At 64.6% G+C, this 19,246-nt stretch carries 15 protein-coding genes and 1 pseudogene; 8 read left to right on the top strand and 8 right to left on the bottom strand.

All coding sequences use genetic code 11. The features are described from left to right. Positions 1–530: 530 nt before the first annotated feature. From AC1HIY_RS18105 to AC1HIY_RS18115, 3 genes are all read left to right on the top strand, one after another. On the top strand, positions 531–2,114 hold the full coding sequence (locus tag AC1HIY_RS18105; protein ID WP_479578281.1) for a nucleotidyltransferase family protein: 1,584 nt from the start codon (positions 531–533) through the stop codon (positions 2,112–2,114). Positions 2,115–2,179: 65 nt separating this feature from the next. After that, positions 2,180–3,418, top strand: coding sequence for a nucleotidyltransferase domain-containing protein (locus AC1HIY_RS18110; protein WP_479578284.1), 1,239 nt, complete (start codon positions 2,180–2,182; stop codon positions 3,416–3,418). 177 nt (positions 3,419–3,595) lie between these two features. After that, on the top strand, positions 3,596–4,066 hold the full coding sequence (locus AC1HIY_RS18115) for an aminoacyl-tRNA deacylase (protein WP_479578286.1): 471 nt from the start codon (positions 3,596–3,598) through the stop codon (positions 4,064–4,066). Positions 4,067–4,077: 11 nt separating this feature from the next. On the opposite strand, the gene AC1HIY_RS18120 is transcribed toward AC1HIY_RS18115, so the two are convergent. From AC1HIY_RS18120 to AC1HIY_RS18135, 4 genes are all read right to left on the bottom strand, one after another. Further along, positions 4,078–4,869 carry a slipin family protein gene (locus AC1HIY_RS18120; protein WP_479578287.1) on the bottom strand — a complete coding sequence of 264 codons (792 nt, stop codon included), beginning with the start codon at positions 4,867–4,869 and terminating at the stop codon, positions 4,078–4,080. A gap of 52 nt (positions 4,870–4,921) precedes the next feature. Then, positions 4,922–6,283: an NfeD family protein gene (locus AC1HIY_RS18125; RefSeq protein ID WP_479578288.1), complete on the bottom strand. Its 1,362-nt coding sequence runs from the start codon at positions 6,281–6,283 to the stop codon at positions 4,922–4,924. A 201-nt stretch (positions 6,284–6,484) separates the two neighbouring features. Then, complete coding sequence (locus tag AC1HIY_RS18130) at positions 6,485–8,272, bottom strand: PAS domain-containing sensor histidine kinase (RefSeq protein WP_479578289.1); 1,788 nt, start codon at positions 8,270–8,272, stop codon at positions 6,485–6,487. A 280-nt stretch (positions 8,273–8,552) separates the two neighbouring features. Further along, positions 8,553–9,467 (bottom strand): dihydrodipicolinate synthase family protein, encoded by a 915-nt coding sequence (locus AC1HIY_RS18135; RefSeq protein WP_479578290.1) that lies wholly within the window; start codon positions 9,465–9,467, stop codon positions 8,553–8,555. A 191-nt stretch (positions 9,468–9,658) separates the two neighbouring features. Between AC1HIY_RS18135 and AC1HIY_RS18140 the strand changes: the two genes are divergently transcribed. The 3 genes from AC1HIY_RS18140 to AC1HIY_RS18150 all read left to right on the top strand — a co-directional run bounded on the left by AC1HIY_RS18140 (position 9,659) and on the right by AC1HIY_RS18150 (position 13,647). Further along, positions 9,659–10,807: a hypothetical protein gene (locus AC1HIY_RS18140; protein WP_479578291.1), complete on the top strand. Its 1,149-nt coding sequence runs from the start codon at positions 9,659–9,661 to the stop codon at positions 10,805–10,807. Positions 10,808–11,538: 731 nt separating this feature from the next. After that, positions 11,539–12,666: a 6-phosphofructokinase gene (locus AC1HIY_RS18145; protein ID WP_479578293.1), complete on the top strand. Its 1,128-nt coding sequence runs from the start codon at positions 11,539–11,541 to the stop codon at positions 12,664–12,666. A 54-nt stretch (positions 12,667–12,720) separates the two neighbouring features. After that, positions 12,721–13,647, top strand: a complete 927-nt coding sequence (locus AC1HIY_RS18150) for an NAD-dependent epimerase/dehydratase family protein (RefSeq protein ID WP_479578294.1) — start codon at positions 12,721–12,723, stop codon at positions 13,645–13,647. A gap of 415 nt (positions 13,648–14,062) precedes the next feature. Here the strand turns inward: AC1HIY_RS18150 and AC1HIY_RS18155 are convergent, their stop codons facing one another. Then, on the bottom strand, positions 14,063–14,320 hold the full coding sequence (locus tag AC1HIY_RS18155) for a hypothetical protein (RefSeq protein WP_479578295.1): 258 nt from the start codon (positions 14,318–14,320) through the stop codon (positions 14,063–14,065). Between the two features lie 212 nt (positions 14,321–14,532). Continuing rightward, positions 14,533–15,114, bottom strand: coding sequence for a hypothetical protein (locus AC1HIY_RS18160; protein WP_479578297.1), 582 nt, complete (start codon positions 15,112–15,114; stop codon positions 14,533–14,535). A gap of 518 nt (positions 15,115–15,632) precedes the next feature. On the opposite strand from AC1HIY_RS18160, the gene AC1HIY_RS18165 reads away from it, so the two are divergent. Then, positions 15,633–17,138, top strand: a complete 1,506-nt coding sequence (locus tag AC1HIY_RS18165; RefSeq protein ID WP_479578300.1) for an asparagine--tRNA ligase — start codon at positions 15,633–15,635, stop codon at positions 17,136–17,138. A 126-nt stretch (positions 17,139–17,264) separates the two neighbouring features. Next, the gene (locus tag AC1HIY_RS18170; protein ID WP_479578302.1) at positions 17,265–17,993 is read left to right on the top strand and encodes an SIMPL domain-containing protein; all 729 of its coding nucleotides are present in this window, start codon (positions 17,265–17,267) and stop codon (positions 17,991–17,993) included. A gap of 15 nt (positions 17,994–18,008) precedes the next feature. On the opposite strand, the gene AC1HIY_RS18175 is transcribed toward AC1HIY_RS18170, so the two are convergent. Both AC1HIY_RS18175 and groEL read right to left on the bottom strand, forming a co-directional pair. Then, positions 18,009–18,854 carry a lysophospholipase gene (locus AC1HIY_RS18175; protein WP_479578304.1) on the bottom strand — a complete coding sequence of 282 codons (846 nt, stop codon included), beginning with the start codon at positions 18,852–18,854 and terminating at the stop codon, positions 18,009–18,011. A gap of 181 nt (positions 18,855–19,035) precedes the next feature. Further along, positions 19,036–19,246 (bottom strand): annotated as a pseudogene (gene groEL / locus AC1HIY_RS18180) (chaperonin GroEL); the annotation flags it as partial.

Consider the following 19,246-nt stretch of genomic DNA (forward strand, 5'->3'; position numbering starts at 1 on the left):
GGATTTCATCGTAGCGCCGTCATTGACCAGACCGCCGGCGCCGAAGTTGGTGTTGTGTGCGGCGGAAAGGCGGCTGTAGGACGGGGGCTGCCAAGCGCGCGCAGCAGTTTCTTGTCGCCGTTTCATGTCGGGACGCGTATGCTCTTGGTTCATCATCAAGCGTAGTTTAATGGAAAAGGGGAGCTCCTATCTTGCACGCAAGTGTTTCGCGCACGCGGCGCAATATACACTTTGCTCAAAGGGTTTTCAACGAAATTAATAGCGGGAACGAAGAAAACTTCTCCTCAGCGCCCGGTGAAGCCATTTTCTCCAAAATAGCGATTCAAGCCAATGATCGCAATGCCGGAGGTGTTCTAACATAGAATTGCCACAATAAGGCGTCATCTTTGGGCGAAAGTGGCGCGTGGAGAACCTGCGTATTCGGTGGAACCGGGGACGCCTTGTCTTGCTTTGGTGAAGAGGTCTCCAATAGATTGCCTTTGTCGATGAGGGCGCGGGGTGCATATGGTATTCAGGAGCGAACGGGTCAGATGAAAACGGTCGTCATGACGGAAAAGGAGACGCGGGCGCGTGGGCGCGCGAGCGAGGAAAGCCCCGCGCGCATCCACGAGATCGTCCGGGGGAGCCTTCGGTCGTTCTTGCATGGGGGGTCGGGCGAGGTCGATGAAGCCGCGTTCCGCGCGCTGTTGACGGAAGCGGAATGGGCCGCCGTGATGTGGATGACGCGTCGGCACAAGGTGCTTCCCCCGCTTTATGAGGGGCTGAGCCGCTACGCCGATGCCGTTCCGTCCGAGGTGATGGCCCGGCTGAAGCGACAGGTGCAGGTCAACGGGCTGTACAGCCTCACGCAAAGCCGGGAGTTCCTCGAACTGGAAGAGGTCTTTGCTGCTGCGGGCGCGCGCGTGATCCCGGTCGGCGGGCAGCCGCAGGCCGCGCTCATTCATGGCAACCTCGCGCTTCGGCAGTCGCGCTTCATTCGCCTGCGCTATCTCGTGCGCCCGGAGGACATCCCCGGCCTGGAGGAACGCCTGACGCCGCTCGGCTACGTCTTCGATCCCGACCTGATCCGGCTGTACAAGTTCGGCGTGACGCGGAGCAAGGTGATCTGGCATACCGGGCTGTCGGTGGGACGGCCGGCGTCGTCGGCGCTGTTCGAGAAGATGTGGGCGCGTCGGAAGGCGGTGTCGCTCGGCAGCCGTCGCGTGCAGACCCTCGCGCCGGAAGACATGCTGCTGTTCCTCTGCCGGGAGGAGATCGCGCACCATCAGTTGCACTGGCGACGTCTGGTCGAAATCGGCGCGCTCGTGCGTCATCCCGACGGTTTCTCGTGGACCGAGGCGCTGGAGACGGCGCGGCAGACCGGCCTCGAACGCGAGGTGACGCTTCAACTGGCCCTCGCACAGGATCTCCTTGGGGTGGCGTTGCCGGAGCCGGTCCTGGAACAGGTGCGCAGGCCCGTGGTGCAGCGCGCGGCAGAGCGGGTCAAAGCCGCCGCGCTTGGCGATGCGCCCGCCTATCCGGAACGGTTCCGTTTTCGCGTCGGCCTGAAGTCCGGCCTCGGGGCGAAAGCGGATTACGTCTGGAGACAGGGCCGAAAAGACCTGCGCGCGGCGTGGAAGAAAGCGATGCGCTCTCGCGACGAGGCGAAGAATATCGGGTTGTATGCACCGACGCCGATGGCCGTGGCCGAGCAGATGCTCCGGCTGGCGGAGGTCGGGCCCGAGGATCGGGTCTATGACCTCGGATGCGGCGACGGGCGCATCGTGATCCTCGCGGCAAAGCTCTTCGGCGCTCGCGGCGTGGGGATCGACTTCGACCCCGAACTGGTGGCGGAAGCGCGCCAAAAAGCAGCGGAGGAGGGGGTTTCCCACCTCGTCACCTTCATCGAGAGCGACGTCATGGAGGCCGATCTCTCCCCGGCTACCGTCGTGACCATCTATCTCCAGGATTTCGCCTTTCCCCGTCTCCTCAAAAAGCTCCGCCGGGACCTCCGCCCGGGCGCCCGCATCGTCTCGCACGATTTCTTTTTCAAAAGCTGGCCCCCGCGCAAGGCTGAAGTCGTTTCGCCCGCGCCCGGCCAACTCTCGCATATTTATCTCTGGGAAGTGACGTGACGGCGGGGAAGCCGCTCCGTGTTCACCGTCGTGCGCGGTCGTCTTTTCGCCGGGGCAAGGGCGCCATGGAAACCGAAGGCGTGGACATCATCGAAAGGCTTGCGGCTGCGCCGGAGGAGCGTTTGCTTTGCCTGGTCGCGCGGGTGCGGCTCGCGCCTGAGGATCGGCGACGTCTCCACGCGTTGCTCGCGGAAGGGATCGACTGGGCGCGGGCCGTGGCGCTGGCGAGGGCGAACAAGGTGTTGCCGCTCGTCTATACCACCCTCCGCGAGGAAGCCGAAGCCGCCGTGCCCTCCGCCGTGCTCGAGGACCTGAAGAGCCGCTTCGAGGCGAATGCGCGGTTCAACCTGCACCTGAGCACCGAACTGGTCCGAGTCGTCCGGGCGCTCCACGAGGCCGGCGCGCGTGTGCTGCCGCTCAAAGGCCCGGTGCTGGCGCAGACGCTCTACGGCAATCTGGCCCTGCGCCAGTTCAGCGACCTCGACGTCCTGACGCCCCGCGCCGACTATCCGCGCGCCCTCGAGTCGGTCATGGCGATGGGCTATCGCCTCGCGCGCCCCGCCGCCGACGTCAGCCCGCGCGAGACGGAGGCGCTGATGCGCTTCTTCGGGGACTACACCTTCACGCTCGTGCATCCCGGCAGCGGCGTCACGCTCGAAGTGCACTGGGGGCTGAGCCCCAGGGACCGTTTCATCCCCGTCGACGAAGCGGCATTCTGGGAGCGGCTCGAGACCGTGGCGCTGGCGGGCGAAACGGTCCCGATCATGGCGGGGCCGGAGCTCTTCCGCTACCTGTGTATGCACGGGGCGAAGGACTCATGGAAACGCCTCTCCTGGCTGTGCGACCTCGCGACCTTCATGGAGCGGCACGCGGAGATGGACTGGGACGACGCACTGGAACGGGCGCGCCGGGAGGGCAGCCTGCGGATGACGCTCCTCGGCGCTTCGCTGGCCCACCACCTGCTCGGCGCGCCGCTGCCGGAGGCGTTTCACGCGCCCCTCCACGCCGACGCTCCGACGCTCCGACGACTCATCCCCCGCCTCCGCCTCTTCCACGAGGATCCGACGGCGCTGGGATGGCGCGACGTGCGCTTCCACATGGGCGTGCGTCAGGGATTGCTCGGCAAAGGACGAGCCCTCCTCGACTATACCGTCGTGCCGCGCTTCTCTACCTTCGAGGGCGTACGCCTGCCGCCCGGGCTCTTTCCCCTCTACTTCGCGCTTCGCCCCGCCGAACTCTTCACGCGCCGTCTGCTCCGTAAGCCACGCTCCCGGCCCCCGGTCGGGACGGCCTCCGGGACGTGACGTTCCGCGCGACGGGCTTTGCCCTACAGGGAATCACCGGGATCGACCGCAGGCTTTGCGGGCGGGAAGGATTATCTTGAAAAAGGGAACGTTTACGGGAGCGTGGTGTGGGACAGATAAGAGGCCTGATGAGAAAAAACCCGGCTCATCAACCAAAAAAACAAGGAGGTAAGCGCTATGCCCATCAAAAAACTCAAAGCCTTCCTCGACGAGAACGGCATCAAGTACGTCACCATCAGTCATTCGCCTGCTTTCACGGCTCAGGAAGTGGCGGCGTCGGCGCACATCCCGGGCAAAGAGATGGCCAAGACGGTCATGATCAAAGTGGACGGGAAGATGGCGATGGCGGTGTTGCCGGCCACGTGCAAGGTCGACCTCGAACAGCTCCGGCGGGCCGTCGGGGCGAAGCGCCTCGAACTGGCGACGGAGGAGGAGTTCAAAGGTCTTTTCCCCGAGTGTGAACCGGGCGCAATGCCGCCGTTCGGCAATCTCTACGGGATGGATGTGTTCATGGCGGCGACGCTCGCCGAGGATGAGGAGATCGTCTTCAATGCCGGCACGCATACCGAACTCCTCAAGATGGCGTTCCCCGACTATGTGCGGCTGGTCCAACCCGTCGAGCTTCAGTTCGCGATGGTGACGGCCTGAGCGTGTGGGACCTAGCCCTCGCCGGGAGATTCCTCGGCGTCGTCCCCGGAAGGGGTCGCCGGGTTGAGGAACGGCATCACGAGGTCGAGCGGGACGGGAAAGACCACCGTCGTGTTATTCTCTGATCCGACCTCGACGAGCGTCTGAAGAAAGCGCATCTGCATGGCCATCGGATGCTTTTCGATGGTGAGGGCCGCGTCGCGAAGGCGGGCGGCGGCCTGATACTCGCCCTCCGCATGGATGACTTTTGCGCGTCGTTCGCGCTCGCTCTCGGCCTGCTTGGCCATTGCCCGCTTCATGTGCTCGGGCAGGTCCACGTGCTTCACTTCCACCAGCCCCACCTTGATGCCCCACGGGTCGGTCTGCTGATCGATGACCTCCTGAAGCCGCCGGTTGATCTTGTCACGTTCGGACAAAAGCGCGTCGAGCTCCACCTGCCCGACGATGCTCCGGAGCGTCGTCTGGGAAAGCTGGCTCGTGGCAAAATTGTAGTCTTCGACCTCCAGGATGGCTCTCATCGGATCGACGACGCGGTAATACACGACCGCGTTCACCTGCACCGATACGTTGTCGCGCGTGATGACGTCCTGTGTGGGGACGTCCTGCACGATCACGCGCAGGCTGACGCGCACCATCCGGTCGATGGGCCAGAAGATCATCATGATGCCCGGCCCTTTGGGCTCGGGGAGCACCCGTCCGAGCCGGAAAACGACGCCCCGCTCGTATTCGAAGAGGATGCGGATGCAGCTGAGAAAGTACAGGGCGATGACGCCCAGCGTGATGCCTACGTATTGCAGAATCATCGGTCCGTTCGGGTCTTGTGAATGAGGGCGCTCCCATCGGAGCGAGGTCCTGTCATGGGCGGTCTTCGGTGGGTGCGACGGTCAGGAGGAGGCCCTCGCGACCGGTGGCGCGGAGGCGCGCGCCCGCCGCGACGGGGACGGCGGCCTCGGCCTGCCAGAGTTCCCCGTGTATGCGGACCATCCCGCGATAGCGCGCTCCCTCGGGCCGGAACGCCTCCACGGCTACGGCTTCTTCATGGAGGAGGGCTTCGGCTCCGGTCCGGACGCGGCTGCGCTGGGCCTTGAAGATGCGGGTCATGAGGAAGAACGTGACCAGAGCCGTCGCCGCGGCCACGGGAAGGAGCACCGAAAAGGAGACGCGCATCACGGGCACGGGCGTGTCCACGAGCATGACGCCGCCGAGCACGAGGCACACCACCCCGCCGAGCGTGAGCGCTCCGTAGCTCGTGAAAAAGGCTTCCGCGACGAACATTCCGAGCGCCAGCCCGATCAGCGCGAGCCCGGCATAGTTGATCGGGAGCACGGCCAGGCCGAAGAACGAGAGCACGAGGCAGACGACGCCGAGCGTCCCGGCGATGCCCCACCCGGGCGAATAGAACTCGAAGAGGATCCCGTAGAAGCCGAACATGAGCAGGAGGAACGCTACGTTCGGATTGGACAGGATGCCGAGGAGGCGTTCGCCCCACCACATGTCGAGGAGAAGGATCTCCGCGCCCGCCGTTTCGAGGCGGCTTCGCCCCACGACCGTCTCCACCTCGCGTCCGTCAAGGGCGGCGAGCAACTCGTCCGGAGAGGCTGCGACGAGATCGATGACGCCCTCGGCGAGGGCCTCGCGGGCGGTGATCGAGACGCTCTCGGTGACGGCGCGAGCGGCCCATTCGGCGTTCCGGCCCCGCAGTTCGGCCAGCGAGCGCGCCCAGGCCACGGCGTCGTTGAGGATCTTCTGCTCCATCACCCCCGGCGCCTGCGAAGAGTCCGGCGAGGCGGGCGGACCGAAAGGCGCGCCGCCGATGGAGACGGGATGCGCCGCGCCGATGTGGGTGGCCGGGGCCATCGCCGCCACGTGGCTCGCCATCGTGATGAACACGCCCGCCGAGGCTGCCCGCGCCCCCGACGGCGCGACGTACACCACGACGGGGACGGGGCTGTCGAGCATCGCCATCACGATGTCCCGTGTGGATTCCATGAGCCCGCCCGGCGTGTCGAGTTCGAGCACGAGCGCGGCCGCGCGCAGGTCACGCGCCTCCCGCAGCCCACGCGCAATGTAGCGGGCCGTCACGGGCGTGATGGCTTCGTCGGGGAGGCGGAGCCACACCACCGGCGCGCCCGCCTGACCGGCATCCGGCGACCGGGCGACCGGACGCGTGAGGGCGACCGTTCCCAGAAGCAGGAGGAAGGGGAGGAGCAGACGCATGACGGTTCTCCGGAAGGAATGCGCCGAACGGGCTTTGACGCAGCGCTCGGCTCAGATACCCTTAATAAACACGCATCGAGACAAAAGCAAAAGCCCCGAGAGGCCGCTTCGCAACGTGGGTGAAATCCGTACGGAAAACCTGTGCGCAGGGCGCACGGTGATCCCGAAGGTGGCGCGCCCGCGCGTCTCCGCCTCGTGCGTTCAGTCGGAGGAGAGGCTGCAGGTGACGGTCGTTCCGTGGTCTCCGTTCCGGTAGATCTCGAGGCGCGCTCCGATGACGCCGGCCCGGTATCGGATGGTGCGCAGGCCCATGCCGCCGCGCTTGATGGCATCGTCGGGGATGCCTACGCCGTCGTCGGTGATGGTGAGCGTGACGTTCGGGCCGTCGTGGGTCAGGGCGATGTCGATGTGGCGCGCCTTGCCGTGCCGGATCGCGTTGTGGACGGCTTCCTGTGCGATGCGATAGAGGTGCGTGGCGACGGTGTTGTCGAACAGATCTACGTGTCCGTCGCACGTGAAGGTGCACGTGAGGCGGTCGGTGTGGTTGGTGTGCTCGGCCAGCCGTTCGAGCGCGAGCATGAGCCCATTGGCGGATACCTCCACGGGGAGCAGTCCGTGGGCTACGTCCCGCAACTGTTGCCCGGCCTGTTGAATGTGCTCGACGAGTTCGGCGGCGAGTTTCGCCTGGGGCGATCCGGCGGCGCTGAGCTGGCGGTGGAGGAAACTGGCGAGGATGGCGATGCCGCCCATCTGCCCGCCGAGACCGTCGTGGAGGTCCTGCGCGATCCGCTGTTGTTCGGCGCTCGCGGCTTCGGCCAGGTAGCGCTCCAGTTCCTTTCGCTCCGAGATGTCCCGCACGATCCCGGCAAACATGCGCTGGTTGGCGTATCGGAACTCGCTCACGGAGAGGTCGAGGGGCAGGAGCGAGCCGTCCTTTCGGAGCCCCATCACTTCGCGCCCGATCCCGATAATCTTTCTCCGCCCCGTCGTGAGGTAGTTTCGAATGTAATCGTCGTGTTTTTCCCGATGAGGCGAGGGCATGAGCACCTGGACGTTCATGCCCGTGACTTCTTCCGCCGAATATCCGAAGATGCGTTCGGCGGCGCGGTTGAAGGATTGGATGATGCCCTGCTCGTCGATGGAGATGATGCCTTCCACGGCCGTGTCGACCACCGCGCGGAGGTAGGCCTCACGCGCCTGAAGCGCCGCCTGGGCTTCCTTGTGCCGGGTGATGTCCGTGGCGACCATCGTGAGCGACTCCACCACGTCGTCGCGAAGGACGGGCCCGATGCGCGTCAGGAAGACGGCGGTCTGCCGGTTCGGGCCCGGGCCGCGCGTCTCCAGTTCCACCGTCTTGCCCGTGGCAACCACCCGGCGGAGCGCCGCACGGAAGGCTTTGCGGTCTTCCTCCGGAACCCAGTTTATCACGTTTCGTCCGAGGAACGCTTCGGGGGAGAACCCCGGGTACGTCCGGTTGATGTACGTGATGGTCCCGTCGGGCTTCAGGCTGAGGATGTATCCGGGGACGGTGTTCAGAAGCGAGCGCAGACGAGCCTGGGTGTGGAGGCTCTCCTCGGTCATGGCTCGTTCGTCGGTGATGTCTCGCAGGACGACGGCAAAGCCAAGCATGTCACCGGCTTCGCTCCGGAGAGGCGAGAGGTCGAGGGCGCCCCAAAAGCTTGCGCCGTCGTTTCGGAGAAGGCGGGAGACGAAGGCGCGCGGGCCGTCGGTCCTCGTCTGCTGAAGGATGCGTTCGGGTTCGCCGGCCTCGACGTCTGACGCCGGAAAGCACCGGGAGAAGGGTTGGCCCACCATCTCCTCCTCCGCATAGCCGAAGAGGCGGGCCGCACCGGCGTTCCAGGTGGCGATGCTTCCGTCGGCCGTGAGCATGAAGATCGCACAGTTCTCGATGTGCGTCACCAGCCACCGGAACGTCTCCTCGGTGAGGAAAGGTGCGGCGAAGGTCTTCTCTTCGGAAGGGGAGGACATGGCGGGTCGGGGCGGTGGAGCCATGGCGGGAAATCAATTAGCTCGGATCATGGAGGCAATATAAGGGCAAAAGAGGGCTCAAGGGCAAGGGTCGTTCAAGGGAAGAAGCGATGCCCGGTCGAGAACCGTGCGTTGCTTACCCACCGGGTCGCCCGGTCCTCTGCTGGTCTGACGACCTCGCGCGTTCCCGTCGCGCGGGTGGTCGGTGGTTGAAAGCGTCCCGTCATGGGATCACGGCCCTGTTTTCCTCTTCGAGTACATCCGGCCGGACGGGTGGGTTTCAGGGGATCGGGGGAAGGGGTTGCGCGCGAACGGCATCGCGAAGGGCTTCGACCTCCCCGGGGCGAAGCGCCGAGAGCGGCGGGCGAAGGTGAAGCCAGTCCGGAGCGTTCGTCCGGTCGGCCATGAGGCGTTTGAGGGCCGGGGCGAACGGAAAGGGTTCGAGCGCGCCCCGTATCGCGGAGAGCCGGGCCTGCCGCGCGCGGGCTTCCGGAGCCTCCGGAGCCGCGAAGATTTCCGCCGCGAGGGGAGCCGTCACGTTCGCCGTCGCCGTGATGCAGCCCGCGCCGCCCGCGCGCAGGAGGTCGAGGAGGAAGCGTTCCGTCCCCGTGAAGACCTGAAAGCCGGGAAAAGCCTCGCATAGTCCGCGCATATGCGCGAAGTCGCCGCCGGAGTCCTTCATGCCAACCACGACGTCCGGATAGGCGTCGAGGAGGCGTTCGAGGACGGGGCGGGTGACGGGGACGCCGCTCATGCGGGGGAAATGGTAGAGGACGAGGCGCAACCGGTCGTCGCCCACGCCCTCGATGAGGCGGGCGAAGGCTTCGAAGAGGCCCTCGTCGCGCACATTTTTGTAATAGAAGGGGGGAAGCACGAGCGCCCCCGCCGCCCCGTGTTCGACGGCGTGCCGGGTCAGGCGGACGGCGTCCGGCAGGGCGCAGGCCCCCGTTCCGACGAGCAGACGAGATGCGGGAAGGCCCGCCGTCACGAGCCGGTCCACGAGTTCGAGACGTTCGTCCACCGAAAACGAGTTGGCCTCGCCGGTGGTGCCGAGCACCGCCACGCCGTCGCAGCCGTGTGCGAGGAGCCTGCGGCAGTGGGCGGCGAGTGCGGCGTGGTCGACCCTCAGGTCGGCCCGGAGCGGGGTCAGGGCGGCGGCATAGACGCCGTTGGGCACGCGCGAGGGCGGGAGCATGGGGCACGACGGTGGGTGAAGATCGGGGAGAAGGTAACGGTTCTCCTTACCCGAAGCAAAGACCGGGAGCGGCGCATATGGACCGATGTCATGCTTTTCGCACAGGGCCGTGACAGCCTCCCCGCAACCGAAATCTGACGTCGCGGTATGAGAGGCCGACCGGGCATTCCTCCCTTCCTCCGAAAAGCCTCATGAGAACCCTTCAAGCCCGCTCCGCCGATGCCTTCGTCGAGAGCATCGGCATCAACACCAAATTCGGCTACGGCTCCCGGCCGTATGTCCGCGCCTACGCGGAGGTCCGTCGCCACCTCGAATCGCTCGGCGTTCGGCACGTCCGAGACGTGGCCTACGGGCCGAGGCAACGCGACAAGGTCTCGAAGATGCTCGATCTCTATCATGCGTTCGGCATCCGCATCCTCGCCCTCGTCGACAGTCGGCGACGCGGGCGGCCCCGCCTTCTCGATCCCGGCGGCATTCCCGGCCTTCTCGCCACCGTGCACGCGCACCCGGACGTGTTCGTCGCCGTGGAGGGGCCGAACGAGTACGACCACCTCCTCCGGGCCGACAAAAACTGGGGAGAAAACCTTCTGAAATACCAGAAGGCCCTGTACGAGCAGGCCGAGACGGTCGTGGTCGGGCCCTCGATGGCCAAGGGAAAGGCATGGCGCGACGCCCCCGACCTGACCCCGTACCTCGACAAGAGCAATACGCACTCGTACCCCGGCGGTCGTCCCCCCGAGTCGAACATCGGCCGGGTGGTGGAACAGATGAAGCGCCTCTTCGACGGGAAGCCGCTGTGGGCCACCGAGACGGGCTATCTGACCCGCTCCGTCCCCGGCAAACAGCCGCACGTCTCCGAGGCAGCCGCCGCGAAATACATCCCGCGCCTGTTCGCCGAGTATTTTCTTCGCGGCGTCGAGCGGACGTACCTCTTCGAACTCATGGACGACGCGGGCGAGGGCGCGAAACGGAACAAGTTCGGTCTCATCCGCGGCGACCTCACGCCGAAGCCGGCCTTCTATGCGTTGCATGAATTGATCGTGCTCCTCTCGGATCGCGGTCCGGCGTTCGAACCCGGTCGCCTCGTGTGCGAGCTCGATGCGCCGGACGACGTGCGCACGCTCCTTCTGCAAAAGCGGGACGGCGTCTTTTATCTCCTCGTCTGGCAGCCGGCCGACAGCTTTCGGCGCGGCGACGTATCCGTCTCGCCGAAGCAGGTCCGTCTCACGTTTCCGTCTCCCGTGACGGTTCTCGACGTGAGCGCTCACGTCGAGGCGGCAGGGACGACCCACGAACGCACGGCCGTCGACGCCGTCTCCGTCTATGCGATCCGAGCCTGAGGCCTGTGTGTGCGGAAGGGCTTCGGCGCGCCTGGTTGAAGACCGGCTTCGGGGTGTTTGCGGCGGCCTTCCCCGGCTTCGCGGCGGGATACGATACGTCGGCGGGTAGAGGATTGTCCGAGGCGGGGCATCCGAGGGGCGGCGTCGGCGTTGGTCGCGGCGGGCGCTTCTTCGGGCTCGCCGCAGACCGCTTCGGAAGCCGGGCGCACGCCCCGCGGCCGTGGATCTGACGGAGGCGATTCGACGAGAGGAGTGGCGCCGGGAAGGTGTGCATCACAGGAGGGTGAACACCGTCAGGACGAGCAGGCTCACGATCCCCGCACCGAAGGTCATATTGCGAATGGCCTGATCGATCGGATTGCGCATGGAGACCTCGAGAAAGAATGGGAAGGACTTTCTCTCGATATCGGTCGCTCAGGCGTCGGGTAAAACGATTAAGATCAGAAAAATCAAGGGGTAGCCGGGACTGGAGAGGACCGCGCCTCATGCGGCGGGTCTTTATGCGACGGGGACATGTCGTCGGTTCGGTGGAAGAGATCCCGAAAAAACGGTGGAAAAGATAATTTGACGTCGAGCATCGCGCTTGTCTGCGGCGAAAGCGGTATACTGAATGGGAGGCTGATCCTGCATGGGTCAAGTCTATCATACACAGCATGTTGGGCCTTTGTGGTGTCTTCGGAAGAAGGCACATCCCGCGCGGCTCGTTTATCCCGGATCCATCCGTTTTTCCAATGTCGAAGTTATTACGTGTGGGCGTCTTGACGGGCGGCGGCGACTGTCCCGGACTGAATGCGGTCATTCGTGCCGTGACGAAAAGCCTCATCCTGGAGCACAACGCCGAAGTGCTCGGTTTCGAGGACGGTTTTCTCGGGCTGATCGAACGCCGGGTCCGCACGCTCACGTATAGCGACGTCAGCGGGATTCTCACGCGCGGCGGCACCATCCTCGGCACCCACAACAAAGCCAACCCGTTCAATTTCTACAAACGCGGAGGGGCCGACGTCTCGGCGCAGGTCCTGAAGTATACGCATACCCTCGGCCTCGATGCGCTCGTGGCCATCGGGGGAGACGGGACCATGTCCATCTCGCACCGGCTTCAGGAGATGGGCCTCAACATCGTCGGCGTGCCGAAAACCATCGACAACGATCTCATGGCTACCGACCGCACCTTCGGCTTCGACACGGCCGTGTCCATCGTCGTCGAGGCCCTCGACCGGCTGCACACGACGGCGCAGAGCCATCAGCGGGTGATGATCGTGGAGACGATGGGGCGCTATGCCGGCTGGATCGCGTTGTATGCGGGCGTGGCCGGCGGAGCGGACGTGATCCTCATCCCGGAGTTCGACTATGAGATCGATGAGGTGGTGCGGGTCATCCGGGAGCGGGAGAGCTACGGACGCAGCTTCACGATCATCGTCATCGCCGAAGGAGCCAAGCCCAGGGGCGGCGAACTCGTCGTGCGCGACATCGTCGAAGAGAGTCCGGACCCGATCCGGCTCGGCGGCGTCGGACGCATCCTCGAGATGCAGTTGAGCGAGCGGGTCAAGAGTGAGGTGCGCACGACCATCCTCGGGCACGTGCAACGCGGCGGCACGCCCTCGGCCTACGACCGCAATCTCGCAACGGTGTTCGGGACGTATGCCGCCGCGATGGTCGCTTCCGGGGCGTTCGGGCGCATGGTCGCGCTCCGGCACAATCAGATCACGAGTGTGCCCATCGCCGATGTGGCCAACCGCACGCGCACCGTCCCCCCCGACGCACCGATGCTCGCGGCCGCGCTCGCCGTCGGCACCTCGTTCGGGGTCACCGACCTGACGCACCGCTTCTCCGGCACGGAAATAACCCCGACGGTATCATGACCGGCGCACCACCCTCGGGGGCGGCGCCCGGCGCATAAAGACGTTTCGAAGCTCATGCACGTATATCTCACCGGGGGAACGGGATTCGTTGGATCCTACGTTTTGCGCGCGTTGATCGAGGCCGGGCACACGGCGCGATGTCTCGTACGGAACGCCGATGCGCGACTTGCCGTCGAGGATCGGGAGAAGGTGGAACGTGTGAAGGGAGACGTCACCCGCCCGAAGTCGCTCGCCGGCACGATGCGCGGGTGCGACGCCGTGCTGCACCTCGTGGGCATCATCGAGGAGCAGCCCGCCAGGGGCGTCACGTTCGAGCGGATCCATTGGGAGGGTGCGGCGCACGTCATCGACGAGGCGAAAGCGTCGGGCATCGAGCGGTTCGTCCTCATGAGCGCCAACGGCGCGCGGGAAGACGGCGTCTCGGCCTATCAGACGACGAAGTGGAAAGCGGAGCAGTACCTCGGGAAGGCAGCGTTTCCGCATGCCGTCGTCTTCCGCCCCTCGCTCGTCTTCGGCGACCCCGGGCCGGACGGCGCCGAGGATTTCGCCACGCGCCTGGCGCGGACGCTCGTGAAGCCCTTTCCCATCCTGCCCGTCTTCGGCGACGGAAAGATTCCGATGCAGCCGATCTCGGTCGAGGAGGTCGCCTCGGCGTTCGTGCAGGCGCTCACGCGTCGGGAGGCGGCGGGGCAAACCTATGTGGCCGTGGGCAAAGTGGTGTACACGTACGCCGAAATCCTCGACGTCATCGCGCGCGCGCTCGGGCTCTCACCGAAACCCAAGCTCCCTCAGCCGATCTGGCTCGTGCGGCCCGTCATACACACCGTCGGCCGGCTCGGTCTGTTGCCCATCACGCCGGACCAGTTCGAAATGCTCATCGAAGGCAACACCGGCGATCCCACTGCCCTGTATCGCGACTTCGACCTGACCTACCGTCCCTTCACCCCGGAGCATCTTTCCTATCTCAAGCTGCGGGTGTGACGTTCGAAGAGCCTCCGGGGATTTTCTACTCCCCACGCCGCCGCTTAAGCCGAAGTCTTCCAGGCTCGGGGGAGTCGTGGCCCGATCTCGCAGACCGATCTCCGCCCGGAAGGCGTTCATTTGTGAAAAACCGGTGACCACGGCTGTCCCGAAGTCAAAATCAGGAGTTTTCGCGTTCTTTAGGAAAAGTCTCTCAGCTGAAGTGCGTAGCCGATGAAGAAGAACGAGAAGTATGTGAACGGGCGATCGGAAAAGAGCCCGACCGATACGGCGAAACGCCGATTTTCCCCTCCACGGATCATTTGTCGGGGACGGCTGCAGATCCACACCGGGAGCATGAATGATTATGACAGGCTCGGGATGCCCCCGGTGCGGGTCCGGTGATAGCCGCTATCGTTTCAGTTTTTTCGAGTGATCACGCGAACACGTCAATGCGACTGCCCGCGTGATTCCGGTGTTTCTCTGCCTTTTCCTCGAAGCGCTCCGTGCGTTCGCTGCTCTTGGTCTCGAGACGTTCGAGGCGGTCCTCGACTTTGGCCGGATCAGCCGTTGCGGCGTGACGCTCGATCTTGGCGCGTCGCTGGTCAACCTTCCCGGCGAACTGCTCGCGGCGCGCATCCACTTTCTCTGAAAAGCGATCTGCTCGTTGCGTGGCCACTTCGGGCGGCATCATCTGCGGAACCGAGCTTGAAATCGGACTCATCTGGGTACCTCTCTTCGTGGTAGATACAAAACCCTGTACGTCGTGGTCGTTCTCCGTCTTTGGGGTGAGCCTGGAGAACAGGCCTTTTCCTGGTTCTGATATCGGACCCGGTGCGCGATTCTGAAGCCGAAACACAGAAAAATGTGACGGTTCGAGAGATGGAGCGCGCGCGGAGCGGTTGGTCAGCGGGTGAGACCGAGGGCGGTGCGGCCCATGGTGGGGCGGACGCCGTCGGGGCGCAGCGCCGGACGCTCGGCCTTCGGTGCGTCGAAGACGCCGTCCCAGGCTCCGGAGGCGATGGCCGTCTCCCCGCAATAGCTCGTCCAGACACCGGCAAACGTCAGATAACCGGTGTTCTCGCCCTCATAGACGAAGGCATCCGAATGGCTTCGGCAGTCGTCCGGCGCTTCGTTGATCGTCTCCAGGTAGACGGTCCGCTCCTCTTTGCATACGTATCCCGAGGCCGATGCCGTGGGAAAGGCGTCCGAACTGCCGGCGAGCGAGGCTTCGCGTTGCACGCAATGCTCGCCTTCGGCGTTGGCGGCCGTCAGCGTCCACGCGGAGCCGTAATTGTCCACCATCGACGTCGCGCGGCTTTTCCCGGCGTCTCGTTTGCCGAAGAAAAAAGCGTCGAGCTGGGGTTCATGTACCGGTTCTTGCGTCTCGAAAGAGACGATGGTGTCTGGAACGGAGTCGCATCCGAAAAAGAACGTCGCCGTCAAACACAGCAACCCGGTGGTCAGGTTGATGCGGAAACGTTTCATGTGTGTTCTCCTGAAATATGGTGTGGAATGATGGGGGACCTTCAGGAATTCGCCGGATCCCATGTCTCCCGGTTTCGGTAAGTTTGCAGGCTCCTTAAGAAAACGGAAATCCGGAGAGGAAGGGGAAAGGGAGCGGGTGTGGGGTCTTCGCTCACACGCACAAGCGTAGATTCCCCGATAGAAATTGCGCCGGAAAGATGGTATCTAACCGATAGCCACTGATCGAAAGGGTTCCGATGTTATGGTTCGCATCGCGGCTCGATGTCAGTGGGGCACAGCTCAGTGTTGATTGGTTCTGGGTGGAGAAGCCCGGTCTCGCAAGGGACCGGGCTTTCCTTCGTTCGAACACGCGGCGGTCCGGGGGAGGGATCGCCCCGTCCGTTTCACCGGGGAAGGGGCGCTTTTCTTCATTCTTCACGCGGATGGGATCGGAGGGACGTCGCGTGTGTTTGTTTCCTCCGGGGGGATTTCGGATTTTCCCGCTTCCTCTGATCCACTCCACCAGGCAATTCTCCGGCATGAAGCTCGATCATACGTACATAGAAGACCTGAGCAAACACGAAGGCGAAACGGTTACGCTGAAGGGGTGGCTCTACAACAAGCGCGGCTCGAAGGGGCTGTATTTCCTCATTCTGCGTGATGGGACGGGGCTGGCGCAGTGCGTCGTGGCGAAAGATGCGGTGGATGAGGCGTCGTGGGAAGCGGCGGAAGCTGCGACGCGGGAAAGCGCGCTCGTGGTCACCGGCGTCGTACGGCGCGACGAACGGCAGGTGGGCGGCTACGAGGTGCAGGCGTCGTCCGTGCAACTGCTTCACAGGGCCGAGGAGTACCCCATCACGCCCAAGGAGCACGGCGTCGAGTTTCTCATGAACCACCGGCACCTCTGGCTCCGCAGCCGCCGTCAATGGGCCATTCTCCGCATTCGGAACCGGATCATCATGTCGATCCACAATTTCTTTCAGGAGCAGGGCTTCGTTCAAATGGACGCCCCCATCCTCACCGGCAACGCCGTCGAAGGCACCTCTACGCTCTTCGAGATCGACTATTTCGGGGACAAGGCGTACCTGACGCAGAGCGGGCAGCTTCACGGCGAGGCGATGGCGATGGCGTTCGGCAAAATCTACACGTTCGGCCCCACGTTCCGCGCCGAGAAGTCGAAGACCCGTCGGCACCTGACCGAGTTCTGGATGATCGAGCCGGAGATGGCGTTTTACGATCTCGACATGAATATGGAGCTGGCCGAGGATCTGCTCTCGCGCATCGTAGCGGACGTGCTCCGGGAGAGCCGGACGGAACTGGAAGTGCTCGGGCGGGATCTCGCGCCGCTCGAACGGGTGCGCCCGCCGTTCCCGCGCCTGTCGTATGACGAGGCGGTGGCGCTTCTCCGCAGTGATGAAACGGCGGAGATGCTCACGTCCCGTATGGAGGCCCTCCGCGAAGAGGAACGGGCGCTCGAAACGGAACTGGCGGAGAACAAAAAGCGGTACGGGCAGGCCAAAAAAAGCGAGAAACGCCGCCTCGATGCGCGGGAGATCGAGATCCGGAAGCGGATGGCGGAGATCGAGGAGGCGCTTCGCAATCTGCCGAAATGGAAAGAATCCGCCCGCACCTTCGAGTGGGGCGGCGATTTCGGAGGAAGCGACGAGACGGTCCTCACGTGGCACTTCGACCGGCCGATCATCGTGCACCGCTATCCCGCCGCCGTCAAGGCGTTTTACATGAAGCGCGACCCCGAAGACGAGCGCCTTGCCCTGGGCATGGACGTCCTCGCGCCCGAGGGCTACGGCGAGATCATCGGCGGCGGCGAGCGGGCCACGGATCTGGCGTTCCTCGAAAAACAGGTGGCGGAGCACAACCTCCCGCCAGAAGCCTTTAAATGGTATTTCGATCTCCGGCGGTACGGCTCGGTGCCCCACAGCGGTTTCGGTCTCGGCCTCGAACGCACCATCACGTGGATCTGCGGCCTTCCCCATCTCCGCGAAGCCATCCCGTTTCCCCGGCTCATCGATCGTCTTTATCCTTGAGCATGGCGGGCCCGGGGACGGGACCGAGCGACATCCGTGGAATGCCGATTGCATGGAACGACGAAGCGATAATTTTTCCCAATAGAGAAGAGGATATCCGCTATGTTTCCCACGAATCGCGCCGGTATGCGCCGACTCCGTCGCCGGTTATTGACGACGGTCCTGTTGAGCGCACTGGTCATCTTTCCCGCCATGGCACAATCGATCTCCGAGAGCACCCGCACCATCCACGTCAGCGGCGAGGGCACGCTGAACCTCCAGCCGGACATGGCGATGGTCCGTTTCGGCATCGTGACGGTGGACGAAAGCCCGGAAAAGGCGCGCAGCCGCAATGCCGAAGCTTCCGCCGAAACGATGAATGCCGTCCGCGACCTCGGTGTGGACGATCGGAAGATGAAGCTCGAAACCCTTCGGCTCCAGCCGCATCGTGAATACAATCCCGACCTGCGGCGCACGGTGGAGAAAGGCTTCGAGGCCGTCCGCGAAGTGGTGGTCGAACTCGAGGACCTCGACCGCCTGCCGGAGTTGATCGCCCGCGTCGTGCAAAAAGGGGCGAATCGCCTGAACGGGATCACGTACGACCTGAAAGACCGCACCACGGCCCGCAACGAAGCGCTCCGGCGGGCGGTGCTGAATGCGCGGGAGAAGGCGGCGCTGATGGCGGAGACGCTCGGCGCTGAACTGGGGATGGCGCTTCGCATCAGTGAGCAGGGCGTCAGTGTGCCGCGACCGGTCATTCAGGTGCGCGGGGAAAGGGCTCTCGCCAAAGCCGATGCCGCTCCGACGCCGGAGGCGTACGCCTCGGGTGAGATCGAGGTGAAAGCCTCCGTTCAGATCGTCTTCGAACTGAATTAGCCTGAGCGGCGACGCTCACGTTCGTGCATCGAGCCACGCCAGGACGTCGGCCCGCACTCGGTCCCTCTCGGGTTCGCAAAACGTGATGTGGTAGAGCCCTTCGTACAGGTGGAGCGTCTTGTCCTCGGAGGCGGCTTCGTGGTAAAACCGGCGGCTGCCCTCGGGATCGGTGAGCCGGTCGGCGAGGCCGTGGAAGAGGAGGAACGGGTGGTGGAAACGCGACGCCTGCGCCCGGATGCGTTCCATCGCGCGGACCATCTCGGCCCCGGTGCGGGCGAGGATGCGTCCGTGGTAAAAGAGCGGGTCGTTTCGGATATCTTCGACGACGGCGGGATCGCGGGAGAGGGTGTCGAGGTCGAGGGGGATGGTGGGCAGGCCGGGGAAGAGGCGTCCGAGGACGGAAGCAATTTTCTGGAGGAGGGGGGCTTCGTTCGTCTGAAACGCGGGGCTGCTCAGGATCAGACCGGCAAGGCGGTGGCGCTCGGGGGAGCGTTCGAGGGCGAAGAGCGCTGCCACGGCCCCGCCCATGCTGTGTCCGAAAAGGTAGAGCGGCGCGTCGGGATGGGCCTTCCGCACCTCGTCGAGGAAGCAGTCGAGGTCATCGAGGAGGTCGTCGAAATGGTTGATGAAGGCCCGTCGTCCCTCCGACCGCCCGAAGCCTCGGTGATCATATCCGAGCACCGCATGGCCCTTCGCGACGAGCGCCGCCGCCAACGAAGCATATCGTCCGGAATGCTCGGCATACCCGTGCACGAGCGCCACCACCGCGCGCGGTTCCGTGGGGGGTAGCCACGTCCGTGTGAAGAGGGTAAGTCCGTCTCTGGTGAGAAGCGTGCCGGTGGTCTCTCCGGGATCAGGCATGATCGATTCCGATGGCAGGTTCATGGATGCACCCTCCCGTTTTGGAGCGCCAGGGGAGAAGGTTGCCCTGGAATGTCCCATAATAAGGAAGCGAACGCCGAAGATTGCCCGGGAGCAACGAAAAAAGCGGAGCCGCTCAGAGCGACTCCGCCTTTTCCGAAGCGTTTGCGGCAAGTCTGGCTTAGAAGTCCATGCCGCCCATACCACCCATACCCGGGGCGCCGCCGGGCATGGCCGCGCCTTCTTTCTCAGGGTTGTCGGCGATGATCGTCTCCGTGGTCAGGAGCAGACCGGCCACCGAGGCGGCGTTCTCCAGCGCCGTGCGCGTCACCTTCGTCGGGTCGATCACGCCCATGGCGATCAGGTCCCCGTACTCGTCCGTGCGCGCGTTG

The sequence above is a fragment of the Rhodocaloribacter sp. genome, assembly GCF_056451265.1.